General features: G+C 62.7%; 13 protein-coding genes. 8 read left to right on the top strand and 5 right to left on the bottom strand.

Going from position 1 to position 13,931, the window contains the following annotated elements:
* Window positions 1–39: 39 nt before the first annotated feature.
* The 4 genes from NDB2M4_RS01555 to bcsS form a co-directional block, all read right to left on the bottom strand.
* On the bottom strand, window positions 40–3,174 hold the full coding sequence (locus NDB2M4_RS01555) for an efflux RND transporter permease subunit (protein ID WP_072369215.1): 3,135 nt from the start codon (window positions 3,172–3,174) through the stop codon (window positions 40–42).
* 55 nt (window positions 3,175–3,229) lie between these two features.
* A complete protein-coding gene (locus tag NDB2M4_RS01550; RefSeq protein WP_083555617.1) occupies window positions 3,230–4,510 on the bottom strand; it encodes an efflux RND transporter periplasmic adaptor subunit in 1,281 nt (426 codons plus the stop codon).
* On the bottom strand, window positions 4,507–5,154 hold the full coding sequence (locus NDB2M4_RS01545) for a TetR/AcrR family transcriptional regulator (protein ID WP_072369213.1): 648 nt from the start codon (window positions 5,152–5,154) through the stop codon (window positions 4,507–4,509). The genes NDB2M4_RS01550 and NDB2M4_RS01545 overlap by 4 nt, the downstream gene beginning before the upstream one ends.
* A gap of 150 nt (window positions 5,155–5,304) precedes the next feature.
* A complete protein-coding gene (bcsS, locus tag NDB2M4_RS01540; protein WP_171987998.1) occupies window positions 5,305–5,976 on the bottom strand; it encodes a cellulose biosynthesis protein BcsS in 672 nt (223 codons plus the stop codon).
* Between the two features lie 385 nt (window positions 5,977–6,361).
* On the opposite strand from bcsS, the gene NDB2M4_RS01535 reads away from it, so the two are divergent.
* The gene (locus NDB2M4_RS01535) at window positions 6,362–6,796 is read left to right on the top strand and encodes a phasin family protein (protein WP_072369210.1); all 435 of its coding nucleotides are present in this window, start codon (window positions 6,362–6,364) and stop codon (window positions 6,794–6,796) included.
* Between the two features lie 90 nt (window positions 6,797–6,886).
* Here NDB2M4_RS01535 and NDB2M4_RS01530 read toward each other — a convergent pair whose 3' ends face one another.
* Window positions 6,887–7,456: an invasion associated locus B family protein gene (locus NDB2M4_RS01530; protein WP_244536021.1), complete on the bottom strand. Its 570-nt coding sequence runs from the start codon at window positions 7,454–7,456 to the stop codon at window positions 6,887–6,889.
* Window positions 7,457–7,777: 321 nt separating this feature from the next.
* On the opposite strand from NDB2M4_RS01530, the gene coxB reads away from it, so the two are divergent.
* The 7 genes from coxB (at window position 7,778) to NDB2M4_RS01500 (ending at window position 13,915) form a co-directional block, all read left to right on the top strand.
* A complete protein-coding gene (gene coxB / locus NDB2M4_RS01525) occupies window positions 7,778–8,758 on the top strand; it encodes a cytochrome c oxidase subunit II (RefSeq protein WP_139247047.1) in 981 nt (326 codons plus the stop codon).
* A 73-nt stretch (window positions 8,759–8,831) separates the two neighbouring features.
* The gene (ctaD, locus tag NDB2M4_RS01520; RefSeq protein ID WP_072369209.1) at window positions 8,832–10,448 is read left to right on the top strand and encodes a cytochrome c oxidase subunit I; all 1,617 of its coding nucleotides are present in this window, start codon (window positions 8,832–8,834) and stop codon (window positions 10,446–10,448) included.
* Window positions 10,449–10,627: 179 nt separating this feature from the next.
* The gene (locus NDB2M4_RS01515) at window positions 10,628–11,548 is read left to right on the top strand and encodes a heme o synthase (protein ID WP_072369208.1); all 921 of its coding nucleotides are present in this window, start codon (window positions 10,628–10,630) and stop codon (window positions 11,546–11,548) included.
* 10 nt (window positions 11,549–11,558) lie between these two features.
* Window positions 11,559–11,723, top strand: a complete 165-nt coding sequence (locus NDB2M4_RS20130; protein WP_171987986.1) for a hypothetical protein — start codon at window positions 11,559–11,561, stop codon at window positions 11,721–11,723.
* A 21-nt stretch (window positions 11,724–11,744) separates the two neighbouring features.
* The gene (locus NDB2M4_RS01510; protein WP_072369207.1) at window positions 11,745–12,353 is read left to right on the top strand and encodes a cytochrome c oxidase assembly protein; all 609 of its coding nucleotides are present in this window, start codon (window positions 11,745–11,747) and stop codon (window positions 12,351–12,353) included.
* A 137-nt stretch (window positions 12,354–12,490) separates the two neighbouring features.
* Window positions 12,491–13,450 carry a cytochrome c oxidase subunit 3 gene (locus NDB2M4_RS01505; protein WP_072369206.1) on the top strand — a complete coding sequence of 320 codons (960 nt, stop codon included), beginning with the start codon at window positions 12,491–12,493 and terminating at the stop codon, window positions 13,448–13,450.
* A gap of 93 nt (window positions 13,451–13,543) precedes the next feature.
* Window positions 13,544–13,915 carry a DUF983 domain-containing protein gene (locus NDB2M4_RS01500; RefSeq protein ID WP_244536020.1) on the top strand — a complete coding sequence of 124 codons (372 nt, stop codon included), beginning with the start codon at window positions 13,544–13,546 and terminating at the stop codon, window positions 13,913–13,915.
* Window positions 13,916–13,931: the final 16 nt, after the last annotated feature.

The following is a 13,931-nucleotide window of genomic DNA, read 5'->3' as shown; positions in this document are numbered from 1 at the left end:
AGGTGATCGACAAATCGCGGCCGTGTACCGGTAGGGGCGTCACTCGGCCGGGGCGTGGCTCGCGTGCGCGGGTGCCGGGCGGGCGCGGCTGGTCTGACTTGCGGTGTACTCGGGCGGTTCATCGGTGGGGCCGATGAAGCGGCCGAAGATGCGCCAGATGAGATTGCCGACGTCGTCCATCACGGTGAAGAACGAGGGGACGAACACCAGCGACAGCACCGTCGAGACCAGCAGGCCGCCGATGACCGCGATGGCCATGGGGGCGCGGAACTCGCCGCCGTCGCCCAGAGCCATGGCGCTGGGGACCATGCCGGCGACCATGGCGAGGGTGGTCATGACGATGGGGCGGGCGCGCTTGCGTCCGGCGTCGATGACGGCGTCCATGCGCGGCACGCCGTGCGCGATCTCCTCGACAGCGAAGTCGACCAGCATGATGGCGTTCTTGGTGACGATGCCCATCAGCATGAGCAGGCCGATGTAGACCGGCATTGAGACGGGATTGTTGGTGGCGAGCAGGGCGGCCACCACGCCGCCGAACGACAACGGTAGCGACAGCAGAATGGTGATCGGCTGGGCGACGCTGCCGAACAGCAGCACGAGCACGCCGAAGACAATCATCAGGCCCGTGCCCATGGCGGTCATGAAGCCGGTGGCGACCTCATCCTGGACCTCGGCGTCGCCGGAGGGTTGAAGGCGGACACCGGGCGGCAGCTTCTGCTCGTCGACGACCTTGAGGAATTTCTCGCGCGCATCGCTGAGCGCGTAGCGGGATTCCAGATCGACGCCGATGACGGCGCGGCGCTCGCGGTCGTAGCGGCTGATGGAGCTGGGACCGCGGCCGAAGTCCACATCGGCAACGGCGGCGAGCGGAATGGGGGTGCCGTTCGCATTGGTGACGCGCAGGTTGCGGAGCAGCTGCATGTCGGTGCGGGCGTCCTCCTCGATCTGCACGCGGATGGGGACCAGGCGGTTGCCGGCATTGAACTTGGCGAGGTTGGCGTCGATGTCGCCGATGGTGGCGACGCGGATGGTCTCGGCGATCTGGCTGGGTGCGACGCCAAGGCGGGCGGCAGCATCGAATTTCGGGATCACGCGCAGCTCGGGCCGGTCGATGGCTGCGTCGGCGGCGACGTTCTTGAAACCGGGTACGGCACGCAGGGCGCCCTCGACCTTCTTGACTGCGTGGGCCAGCTCTTCGCCGTTTTGCGACAGCATCGAGAAGGACAGCTCGCGTTCGCCGCGCTCGTTGACGTACCAGAGGCGGGCGTCGGGGGCGTCGGCGAGTTTGTCGGCAATGATGATCTTGAGCTGCTTCTGGGGCAGATGGCGCTCGGTTTTAGGGACCAGGTGGATGAAGAGCGACGACTTGCGGACCTCTAGGCCTCCAGTCGGTGTCGAACCACCAAGAACGAAGACGCTTTTGACCTCCGGGATCGTTCTCAGCATCTCGGCCATACGGTCGGTCGCGATGCGCGTGTCCTCGAGGGTGGAGCCGGGCGGCAGCTCGACGGAGACGACAACGCGCGAGGTGTCCTCGTCGGGGAGGAAGCCGGTGGGAAGCAACGTGGTGGCGTAGATCGATGCGGCGAACAGGCCGAGGCCGGCAACGAGGGTGAGGTAGCGGACTTTCAGCGTTGCGCGCAGGAAGGCCACGTAGCTGCGCATGACGATGCCGTTGCCTTCGTGCTCCTCCTTCACGGGGCGCATGAGGTAGGCAGCCATCATTGGCGTGATGAGACGGGCGACGAGCAACGAGATGAGCACCGCCACCGCCACGGTGAGGCCGAACTGGCGGAAGTACTGTCCGGCGATGCCGCCCATGAACGAGACCGGAGAGAAGATCGCGACGATGGTGAGAGAGATGGCGATAACGGCGAGGCCAATCTCGTCGGCGGCTTCAATGGCGGCCCGGTAAGGAGATTTTCCGGTGCGCATGTGGCGCACGATGTTCTCGATCTCGACGATGGCGTCGTCGACCAGGATGCCGGTGACAAGGGTGATGCCGAGCAAACTGACGAGATTGAGCGAGAAGCCCATCAGCTGCATGGCCCAGAAAGTGGGAATGGCAGACAGTGGAAGGGCGATAGCGGCGATGAGGGTTGCGCGCATGTTGCGCAGGAAGACGAGCACGACGAGCACGGCGAGGACCGCGCCTTCCAGCAGCGTTTCCATCGCCGATTTGTAGTTGCCGCGCGTGTAGGCGACGGCATCGTCGATCTTGGTCAGCCGGATATCAGGATACTGCTTCTGCAGGCTTTCGAGCTTGGCCGTTACGACATCGGCAACCGACAGCTCACTCGAGCCCTTGGAGCGGAATACCGAGAAGGTAACCACGGGCTGGCCATCGAGACGGGCGAACGAACGCTGCTCGCTGGCATCGTCGATGACGCGGCCCAGATCCGAAAGGCGGACTTTGCGGCCGCCTGGGAGAAGGATTTTGGTTTCTGCCAAATCCTCAACCTTGCGTGCGCCGGCAAGGGTTCGAATGGCCTGCTCCTGCCCGCCGACTTCGCCGCGACCGCCGCCGAGGTCGACGTTGGTGGCGCGCACCTGGCTGTTCACCTCGGCTGCGGTGATGCCGAAGGCGAGCAATCGGTCGGGGTCGAGAAGGATGCGGATTTCGCGGTTGACGCCGCCGTAGCGCTCCACGCGGCCGACACCCTTGAGGCCCTGCAGCTGACGCTTGATGACATCGTCGACGTGCCAGGAGAGCTGTTCCAGCGTCATGCCGGGGGCGGAGGCGCCGTAGGTAAGGATCGACTGGCCCTCGACGTCGATGCGCTGGACGATCGGCTCGTTGATGTCGCGCGGCAGCTCAAGGCGGATCTTGTCGATCGCATCCTTGACGTCGTTGACCGCGCGGTCCTGGTTCACTTCCAGACGGAACTCGATGACGGTCTGCGACTGACCGTCGGTCACCGTCGACATGATGTGCTTGACGCCGGTGATGTTGGCGACTGCGTCCTCGACCTGCTTGGTGACCTGGGATTCGAGCTCGGCCGGCGCGGCGCCGGATTGCACCACGGTAATGGAGACGAGCGGCACGTCGATGTTAGGGAAGCGAGTGACCGGCAAGGTCATGAAGCTGATGATGCCGAGCAGGGTCAGCACGGCGAACAGCACGATGGCGGGCACCGGGCGGCGGATCGACCAAGCCGAGATGTTGATGCGCATCTAGTGTCGTCCCGAGTGTGAAGCTTGCTGGTGCTCGATCTCAGCAGTCATCGCGTTAGCGCGCCTCGCTGATCTTCGGGTCGGGCATGATGGCGCGCACGCGACCCCCGTCGCGCAGGAAGGTGCCTGCGCGTGCGACGACGATGTCACCTTCAGATAGTCCGGAGCGGATTTCGACGAGCCCGCGGGAGACGAGCCCGGTTTTGACGTCCTGGCGCTTCACGACACCATCGTGGACGACCTGCACGAATGCGCCGTCGTTCTCGAAGATCACCGCCGACGCGGGCGCTGCGAGGCCGTGGCTGGTCGCGGATTTGATTGTGCCGCGGGCATAGGTGCCGATGCGCAGGCGCGGGTCGTCGCCGAGGAAGATGCGCACGCGGCCGAGGCGGCTGAGCTTATCGACCTCTGGCGAGACGAGGCGCACCGTGCCGTCGACCTCGCCAACGCCGGCGACGTCTACGATAGCCTTCTGGCCTGCCGCGATCTTGGGGAGTTCGGTCTCGATGATCTCGGCATCGAGTTCCACCTCGCCACGGGCGATGATGCGGAACATCGGTTCGCCGGCGCCGGAAGCCATGCCGCCGATGCGTGCCGTGCGGCGGCTGATGAGGCCATCAGCGGGGGCTGTGACGTCGGTGTTGGAGCGCTTCCAGTTGAGCTCGCGGCGCTGGGCTTCGACCTGAAGCTTTTCTGCTTGAGCAAGCCGCAATCCGTCTTCCGCCGCCCTGAGCTGCGCGGCGGTGGCCTTGGCCGAAGCTTCGCGCTGATCGTAGGTGGACGTGGACAGGTAGCCGGAGTTTCGCAGCGGCTTGGCGCGCTCGAAGCTGGCATCGGCCTCGGCGAGGCGTGCCTTGGCTTCGGTGATCTGGCTCTGCGATTGCGAGATCGCGGCTTCGGCGCGGGCGAGGGAGGCGTCGTTCTGGGCAAGCTGGGCGTCGAGTGACTCCTGCACCAGCACGGCCAGCACGTCGTCCTTCTTCACGCGGTCGCCTTCATCGACTTTCAGTGCGAGCACGCGGAAGCCTTCGACCTCGGGGGCAACTAGGATCTCATCGCGCGGGATGAGCGATCCGGAAACGGCGACGACCTCGGTGAAGTCGGCTTGGGCGACCTTGGCAACAGACACGGCTGGCGGCGGGGATGCAGCCGGTTCCTTATGTCTGGCAACGCTGCCGGTCTCGGTTGTGGCAGCGGGGCCCTTTGCGGGCTGCTTTTGCCAGTCCGAGAAGGCCGTCAGGTACGGCACGAGTTGCGGCGAGACGTGCGGCAGCAGGAATACCGCGGCGGCGCCTACGGCGGCCGTTGCGACAGCGGCGAGGAGGAGCTTTCTCATCGATGCTTCTCCTTCTTGCTTGCTTCGAGGGGGGCGATGTCGGCGGTGTTCGGCTGCACGTTCAGCAATGCACCGATCAATTTCATGGCTGCGGGCACCAGTGTTTCAGCGTCAAAATTCGGATCGACAGCGCGGCGCATGAAAAGCCCATCGCCAATCATTGAGAAGAGTTTGGTGAGAGTGGGAATGTCGAACTCTGGTGCGATGCGTCCTTCTTCGGCGAGCCTGGCGAAGAGCTTTTCAAAGCTTTCCTCGATGTAGCGGTCTACAGATCGATAGATCTCGCCGACGCGCGGGTTGCGCGTCGATTCAAGGCCGATCTCGATGCACATCATCTGCTTCTGCCGAGGCTCCTCGTTGAAGTAATGCTGACCGATCTCGGAGAGGGAGCGTATGAAGTCGGACGAGGACGACAATTCGGCAAAGCGCTCGGCGAACTCGGATCGATCACGCTCGACGATGCCGGCGATCAGATCCTCCTTGGAAGCGAAGTAGACATAGAGCGCGCCGGGGCTGATGGCGGCCTCTTTGCAGATGTCCTGCATCGTTGTGCGATGAAAGCCGGCACGGGCAAAGCACGCTTCGGCGGCATCGAGAATGTGCTCGCGGCGGGCCCGTTGCGTTGCGGGTTTGAGTTTGGGCATCGATCAAGCCGTAAAGAAAGTGTCAGCTGGCGCATTGGTATGGCGCGAAAACAAAACGAACAATCGTTTTGTTTGCATGCCATAATGGCACACTGATGGCATGGCTGTTCCGCGGGGTACGAGCCTTTGCGAGTAGTCAGAGGAAGAGCACTAGAACTGCGTCAGCCAATTGACGGTGGCGTAAGGGTCGCGGATCGCATCAGCCTCGTCGAGGAAGCGGCCGGAAAAGCCGCCCGCAAGCGATACCTCGCCGGTTGTCCAGGCGTAGCGGACGAAGAGGCCGCCGCGTGCGTCCTCTCCCATCGTATTGGCGTTGATCGCGCCTTCGAGGCCGATCGAAACATCATCGAAGACGCGATAGCCGGTGCGGATATGGGCGGCGCTGGTGCTGTAAGCGCTGGTCCAGGACAGATCGACGGATGACCACGCGGAGGGGCCCATATTAAGCCAGAACTCGCCGGCCAGCTTGGGGCCAACCTTTTGTCCTTGCAGCGGATTATCTGGGTCGAACGGCGTGATGTCATGCTCGATCATGGCAACGCCGGCGAAGGCTTTCACGGTGAGGGGGCCGAAGGTCTTGAGGTAGCCGACAAGGGCTTCGGCGTAGTTCGTCGTGGCGTTGAAGCGGACTTTTTCGCCATTGCGGGTGCCGGAGTATGAGTATTGGCCGTAGCCGCCAGATGCGCGCAGGCGAAGTCCCTCGGAATAGACGTGGCCGTAGGGAGCAACCGTGACGCCTGAAAACAATAGCCAAGTTTGGCTCGAGGCGTCGGCGCCGACCCAAGTCTCGCCCCAGCCATACTCTGGTTCAGGGCCGGCCACGGCGATGCTGGGGGCGAGCAAAGGAGTGAGGCAGACGATCCTCACAACTTGCCAGCAGGCTTTGGAAAACGCCCCGCGCATACAAATCTACGCCACATCATTTTTGATACAACTCGACTAATGAACATCGTATTAACCATTCTCGCCACAACCGCAAGTGGATGCAGCGCGATTGATTTGCAGAGCGCTGGCTGTCGAGCGACCGATAACGATTGCGCGATGGCGGTGATTCGCGCCTGTGCACGAGTTTGATTTCTGTCATTCTGGCGCCGATAGCGCCTGCTAAGATAATTTTCGTAGGGTTGGTTCAAACCCTCAACGGAGACGGCCTACAGCCCGGCTCCCCCGCCGCAATCAGGGCCGTCCACAAAAGGGAGGACGTACGATGGTTGCGCACGCGCCGAATTCTCAGGTGAACGGCAAGTCACCCACGCAATCTGCTTTCCAATTCTATTTTGGCGGTCTCGATGCATTCGGGCACGCTTATGATCCGCTGCTCAAGGGCGTCGCTCGCACGCAACTTGAAATGCTTGGTTTCTTAAATCGACGGGCACAGGCTTACATGCAGATCCCCGCACGCGTTGCGCAGTGCCGGACGCCGCAGGATCTCATCAATGCGCAAGTGCAGTTCTGGCAAGCCGCCTATCAGGACTACACGGAAAGCGCCGGGCGCGTAACGAATGCAATGGCGGCCTGCTCGCTGCCAAATCTCGCTGCGATGGTGTCTGAAGACGTTCGCAACGCGCGCGATTACATCGCCTTCCCGGATACGCCGGAACCGGCAGCGCCTTCGAGATCCCGCGAGCGTAAGGCCGCGTAGTAGCGTTTGCGATTTCAGTGTTTTGCGTACGGCTGGGGCCGGTGGCCCCGGCAAAGAAAGCTCGTTGTCGAAACGAGCTGCCACTACGGCTTATTTCAGTTCGGCGAGCGCTTCCTTAAAGCCCTTGAGCGAAATGGGAATTCCGATTCCGGCTTCTTCTGCCTGGAAAATGATGAAGATGGCCGTCTTGCCATTCTTCAACTGCTCAACGAGCGGGTCTTCGACGACCACCTGCGCGTAACAAGCGAAAGAATGGCAGCGCAGAAACGGTGCGTGGCCGACGTCTTTGTCGTCGATCTTCAAACCGAGCCCTGGTGGCAGCAGAATGCCGAGCGGGGCGAACACTCGTAAAACCCGCGTCCCATTTGAGAATTTTTGGAAGTAGACGGTGAGGCCGATGTTGTCCTTGTCCTCGGCCGTCACGCTCTGCACCAACGCGCAAACCTCGTTTTTAGCGCCTGGCGGGGGATCCTTGCAGACGATCTGCCAGTCGCCGTGCTGAGCCTTGACCGTGCCCTCCTGGGCTGCGGCCGGCAGCGCTGCGAAGAGAACTGTGAGGCAGAGAGCAACAATCCAGCGCGCTGCGCGCCACGTGCTACCCGCGCCAATCCGTGACGCGCTGCGGCAGATGCTGCCAGCAGCGAAGGTGTTCTTGTGCACGTGAAGCTCCTGAAGATCGTCGGCGGAAATTGCCGAGGGTCTAGGTGTCCCGGGATTCGGGCCAAAGTTTGTAGCTGATGCAGGTCAGAACCTTTTGATGCGGGGCGAAAATTTTGCAATGCGACAACGCGTGCAAATGCCGCATCAAGCTTGACTTGAGCCATGGAAAACGTTTGTGCTTCTAGTTGACGAGGGGACGTGCGTCCTGCGTCCGGAGATTTGTCCGGCGCGATTGTCGCAGGCGAACTGCTTCGAAGAGGGCGGCGCCTGGCATTGGGGAGGTTCTCGGCCAACGGCCGAGCAGCACTTGGGAGCGGATGAATGTTGAGACGACTGCTTTGCTCGGCGCCTGCCGCAGCAGTGGCGATGCTGTTGCTCGGATCGCTTGCCTGGGCCGGAATGGGGCAGCCCTCACCCGGCGAAATGGGGATGCAGGGCGCCGCGACGCCGGTCGCCGAAAGCATCCACGAGTTCTACAATTTCGTGAACATCATCATCGTGGCCATCACGGTCTTCGTGATGCTGCTGCTGCTCTACGTGATGTACCGCTTCAACGAGCGGTCCAACCCGACCCCCTCCTCAGTCACGCACAACACCGCTCTCGAGGTTGCCTGGACGGTCATCCCGATCCTCATCCTGGTGGCGATCGCCATCCCCTCGTTCCGGCTGCTGCACCTTCAGTACAGCTACCCGAAGGCAGACCTGACGCTGAAGGCGACGGGCTATCAGTGGTACTGGGAGCACGCCTATCCCGAGCTCGGCATCTCGTTCGAGACGCGCATGCTGGATGATGCGAGCCGCGAAGAGCTGATTGCTCAGAAGATTGACGCGCCGCGCAACCTCGCTGTCGACAACGAAGTCATCGTGCCGGTGAACAAGGTGGTGAACACCCTCATCACTGCTGCTCCCGATGGCGTCATCCACGACTGGACCGTCCCGTCGTTCGGCTCGAAGGTCGACGCCGTGCCTGGACGCATCACCTCCACCTGGTTCAAGCCCACCATCGAAGGCGTGTTCTACGGCCAGTGCTCGGAGCTGTGCGGCAAGGACCATGCGTTCATGCCCATCGCCGTGCGCGTCGTGAAGGAAGAGGTCTTCAACTCCTGGGTCGATCTGCAGAAGCAGGCGATCGAAATCGGCAAGGCGGCCAGCGCCGAGAAGGACAAGGAAAAGCGCAAAGAGCTCCTGAAGCAGAAGAAGGACGTCCTGGAAAAGGCCCGGGGCGTCATTCACGAGGCTGCGCTGCAGCAGTCTGGCGTGCGCCAGTTCGCGAAGAACGAGAGCGCCGCGCCGGCGAAGTAAAACCGCTGCGCATATCGGATGAGCTTCGGGCAATGCCCGTCAACAAAACACGATCTTAAGGGCGAAACGTACCATGGGAAGCACCGCCACAGCCGCTCACGACCACGACCACACCCCAACGGGTTTGCGTCGCTGGCTGTTCTCGACGAACCACAAGGATATCGGGACGATGTACCTGATATTCGCAATCATCGCCGGTCTCATCGGTGGCGCCCTGTCGGTCGCCATGCGATTGGAGCTTCAGGAGCCGGGCCTGCAGTACTTCGCTGACGGTCACGCATTCAACGTGTTCGTCACCGGCCACGGCCTCATCATGGTGTTCTTCATGGTCATGCCGGCCATGATCGGCGGTTACGGCAACTGGTTCGTGCCGTTGATGATCGGCGCGCCGGACATGGCGTTCCCGCGCATGAACAACATCTCGTTCTGGCTGCTGCCGGCTGCGCTCGGTCTGTTGCTGATGTCGCTGTTCGTCGAAGGCCCGCCAGGCGGTCTCGGCGCTGGCACGGGCTGGACGGCGTATGCTCCGCTGTCGACCTCCGGCCATCCGGGTCCGGCTATGGACTTCGCCATCCTGGCGCTGCACATCGCCGGTGCTTCGTCGATCCTTGGTGCGATCAACTTCATCACCACCATCTTCAACATGCGCGCGCCGGGCATGACCCTGCACAAGATGCCGCTGTTCGTTTGGTCGGTGCTGGTGACGGCGTTCCTGCTGCTGCTGTCGCTGCCGGTTCTCGCCGGCGCCATCACGATGCTGCTGACGGACCGCAACTTCGGCACCTCGTTCTTCAACCCGCAGGGCGGCGGTGACCCGCTGCTGTACCAGCATCTGTTCTGGTTCTTCGGTCACCCAGAGGTCTACATTCTCATCCTGCCGGGCTTCGGCATCATCAGCCACATCGTGTCGACCTTCTCGCGCAAGCCGGTGTTCGGTTACCTCGGCATGGCGTACGCGATGGTGGCCATCGGTCTCGTCGGCTTCATCGTGTGGGCTCACCACATGTACGCCGCCGGTATCAGCGTGAACACGCAGGCCTACTTCGTGTTCGCCACGATGGTGATCGCGGTGCCCACGGGCGTGAAGATCTTCTCGTGGATCGCAACGATGTGGGGTGGATCGATCCAGTTCCGCCTGCCGATGATCTGGGCGCTGGGCTTCATCTTCCTGTTCACAGTGGGCGGCGTCACCGGCGTCATGCTGTCGAACGCCGGCGTCGATCGCGCGCTGCACGACACGTACTACGTGGTGGCGCACTTCCACTACGTGCTGTCGCTGGGTGCCGTGTTCGCGATCTTCGCGGCCTGGTACTACTGGTTCCCGAAGATGTCCGGCTACATGTACAACGAGACGCTCGGCAAGCTGCACTTCTGGCTGACCTTCATCGGCGCCAACGTGCTGTTCTTCCCGCAGCACTTCCTCGGTCTGTCGGGCATGCCGCGTCGCTACGTCGACTATCCGGACGCCTTCGCGTTCTGGAACGGCATCTCCTCGATCGGCGCGTACATCACGGCTCTGGGCACGCTCGTGTTCCTGCTGGGCGTGCTGGTTGCCTTCGTGACGCGCAAGGCTGCTGCTTCCAACCCGTGGGGACCTGGCGCCACCACGCTGGAATGGACGCTGCCGTCTCCGCCGGCCTTCCACTCCTTCGAGACGCTGCCGCGCATTGAAGCCACCGAGCATCACTGAGCGCGCGTTTGACGATCGGCAGCGGGCGAGCTTCTCGCCCGCTGTCCCAACCAGAAAAGACTGCACTCGGCTAGACCCGCAAAGGGCGTGCTGAAGAGGCGACAAGGCCAAGCAGGACCTTGCCAATGGCGGGCCGATGCGCGGCCAACATGGGGTGGAGCGGAATGCCAGGGACGCCAATGCAGAGCAACGTTGAACGCCTTGCGCCGGTTAGCGGCGGCGCGAGCGTGAGCGATTTCATTCAATTGCTGAAGCCGCGCGTGATGTCGCTGGTGGTGTTCACCGCGATCACGGGCATGGTAGCGGCGCCGGGAACGATCCATCCGGTGCTCGCGATCATCGCGCTTGCGGCGATAACGATCGGGGCCGGCGCCGCCGGCGCACTCAACATGTGGTACGACGCCGATATCGACGCGCGCATGGCGCGGACGGCGGCGCGCCCCATCCCGCGCGGGCGCATGACGCCGGACGAGGCGCTGAGCTTCGGCTCGGTGCTGTCGGTGTTCTCGGTGCTGACGCTCGGGGTGCTGGTCAACTGGACGGCGGGCGCGCTGCTCGCCATTACGATCGGCTTTTATCTCTTCATTTATACGATGTGGCTGAAGCGGCTCACGCCACAGAACATCGTCATCGGCGGTGCTGCCGGTTCGTTCCCTCCGATGATCGGCTGGGCGGCGGTGACCGGAAACGTCAGCATCGAAAGCGTGCTGATGTTCCTCATCATCTTCATGTGGACCCCGCCGCACTTCTGGGCGCTGGCGCTCTACCGCTGCCGCGATTACGAGCGCGTCGGCGTGCCGATGCTGCCGGTCGTGGCCGGGCCGACTGAGACGCGGCGGCAGATCTGGCTCTACTCGCTGCTGCTGGTGCCGACCGCGGCGCTGCCGTCGGTAATCGGCCTTGCGGGCCCCGTCTACGCGGTCACGTCCGTGATGCTGGGCGGCGTGTTTCTCTATCTCGCGTGGAAGGTGCGGAAGATTACCGAGGGGCGCGAGGCCGACGCAGCGGCCAAGAAGCTGTTCGGCTTCTCAATTCTCTATCTTTTCCTGCTCTTTGCGGTGATGCTTGGCGAGCACGCTGTCAGTAGACTGATGGCGTGAGGGTACGACAGTGGCATCGGTGATGAGCGGAATGAACGAGGAAGAAAAAGAACGCCTGAGACGGCAGCGGATGCGCTCGCTGGCGATCGCGCTGGCGCTGGGCGCCCTGGTGGCGCTGTTCTATGCGGCGACCATCGTTCGCCTCGGCGGTAACGTGTTCAACAGGCCTTACTAAGAGGACGCGCGGGAACAAGCGATGACCACACCGGGCAACCAGAATGGCGGCAAGCAGAGCGCACGGCACGGCATTGTCGCGCTGATCTGCGGCGGCCTCGTGCTGGGTATGGCCGGGCTGTCGTTCGCTGCTGTCCCGCTCTACCGGCTGTATTGCCAGGTGACGGGATACCAGGGCACCACGCAGCGCGCCGAGAAGGCTTCCGACGTTGTGCTGGACCGCGTCGTCAAAGTGCACTTTGACGCCAACGTTGCCGCCAACCTGCCATGGAAGTTCGAGCCGGTGCAGGCTTCGCTCGACGTGAAGGTGGGCGAGAACACGCTCGCTTTCTACCGCGCGACGAACACGTCCGACAAAACGACGGTCGGCAGCGCGGTATTCAACGTGACGCCGGATGCGGCGGGTCCGCACTTCAACAAGGTGCAGTGCTTCTGCTTCACGGAGCAGCGTCTCGAGCCGGGGCAGTCCGTCGAGATGCCGGTTTCATTTTTCGTCGATCCATCCTTCGTCACCGATGAAGAGACGGCGACGCTACCAGAGCTGACGCTTTCCTATTCGTTCTATCCGGTCGCCGAGCCCAAGAAAGTCGAAGGGCAGGCATCGGTCGCAGGAGCGGGTAAGGGCGGATGAGATAGCCACGGAATAAACGCTGAAGCGCCGAGGGACCGGTCCTTGGGGCGCAAGGCGAGGCAGAGACCCAAGTGGGCTGAAGCCAAAAAAAAGAGCAGGGATCGGGAGCACCAACGGGGACCACGGGAGAAGACGAAATGGCCGCTTCGCATGCCAAACACCACGACTACCACCTAGTTAATCCGAGCCCCTGGCCGCTGACCTCGTCGCTGTCAGCGTTCATCATGATGCTCGGCGCAATCGTCTGGATGCGCTCGCAGGACGGCGGCGCGGGCGTGTTCGGCCTCAGCGGACCGTGGGTGTTCGCAGTCGGCGCCGCGGGCGTCATCGCCAGCGCATTCTGCTGGTGGCGCGATGTCATCCGCGAGGGGCAGCACGGCGATCATACGCCGGTCGTGCAGCTGCACTTCCGCTACGGCATGATCCTGTTCATCGCTTCGGAAGTGATGTTCTTCGTCGCCTGGTTCTGGGCCTACTTTGACGTCGCCCTGTTCCCCAAGAGCATTCATGATCTGCTGAACAGCACCGACGTGGTCGGTCAGGTCTCGCGCGATCAGCTGCTCGGCGGCGTGTGGCCTCCGGTTCCGGCTGACGGGACGGGCGTGACGGTGCCGGCAACGGGTGCCATGACGCCTGGCGTCTTCCAGCACACGTTTGATCCGTGGGGCATTCCGCTGCTCAACACGCTCATCCTGCTGACGTCGGGCGTGACGGTGACGTGGGCGCATCATGCGCTGCTGAAGAACGACCGCCGCGGTCTCGTCTGGGGCCTCGTCCTCACCGTGCTGCTGGGCATGACGTTCTCTTACTTCCAGGCTTACGAGTACCATCACGCTGCGTTCAGCTATGCCGGCCACATCTATGGTGCCACCTTCTTCATGGCGACCGGCTTCCATGGCGCGCACGTGATCATCGGCACGATCTTCCTGCTCGTGTGCCTCATCCGCGCGCTGCGCGGGGCGTTCACGCCGAAAGCGCATTTCGGCTTCGAGGCGGCTGCCTGGTACTGGCACTTCGTCGACGTGGTCTGGCTGTTCCTGTTCGCCGCCATCTACGTTTGGGGCGCTGGTCCGAACCCGGGCGGTGCCGGTCACTGATCGGCTAAAGTTCCAAACTGATCACTTGCCAGGGCGGCCCATCGGCCGCCCTGTGCTATTATGGAAGCTAAAATCACCGCAACGGAGCCTTGCGTGTCGGAGCCCCGGCCTGTCTCACCTTTCTACGCTGCCGTCTTGGCGCGCTGTCCGCGATGCGGGGGGGCGCCGCTATTCAGGAATGTGCTCGAACTGCGCGACAAGTGCGATAAGTGCGACCTCAACTATCGCTTTATCGACACTGGCGACGGCCCTGCGGTGTTCGCCATTTTCATTCTGGGCTTCCTCGTGTGCGGCCTGGCGCTCTATGTAGAATTCACGTTCGAGCCGCCGGTGTGGGTGCACGTCGTCCTCTGGGGGCTCGGTACTCCGCTGATCGCGCTGGCGCTCTTGCGTTTCTTGAAGGCGACACTCATCGTCCTGCAATACCGCAACAAGGCAGAGGAAGGCCGCTTCAAGCATGACTGAGCCTCGGCATCGGCCG

This window comes from Hyphomicrobium sp. NDB2Meth4 (assembly GCF_900117445.1).
Classification (GTDB): domain Bacteria; phylum Pseudomonadota; class Alphaproteobacteria; order Rhizobiales; family Hyphomicrobiaceae; genus Hyphomicrobium_A.
This window is presented reverse-complemented; position numbering and strand designations above follow the sequence as displayed.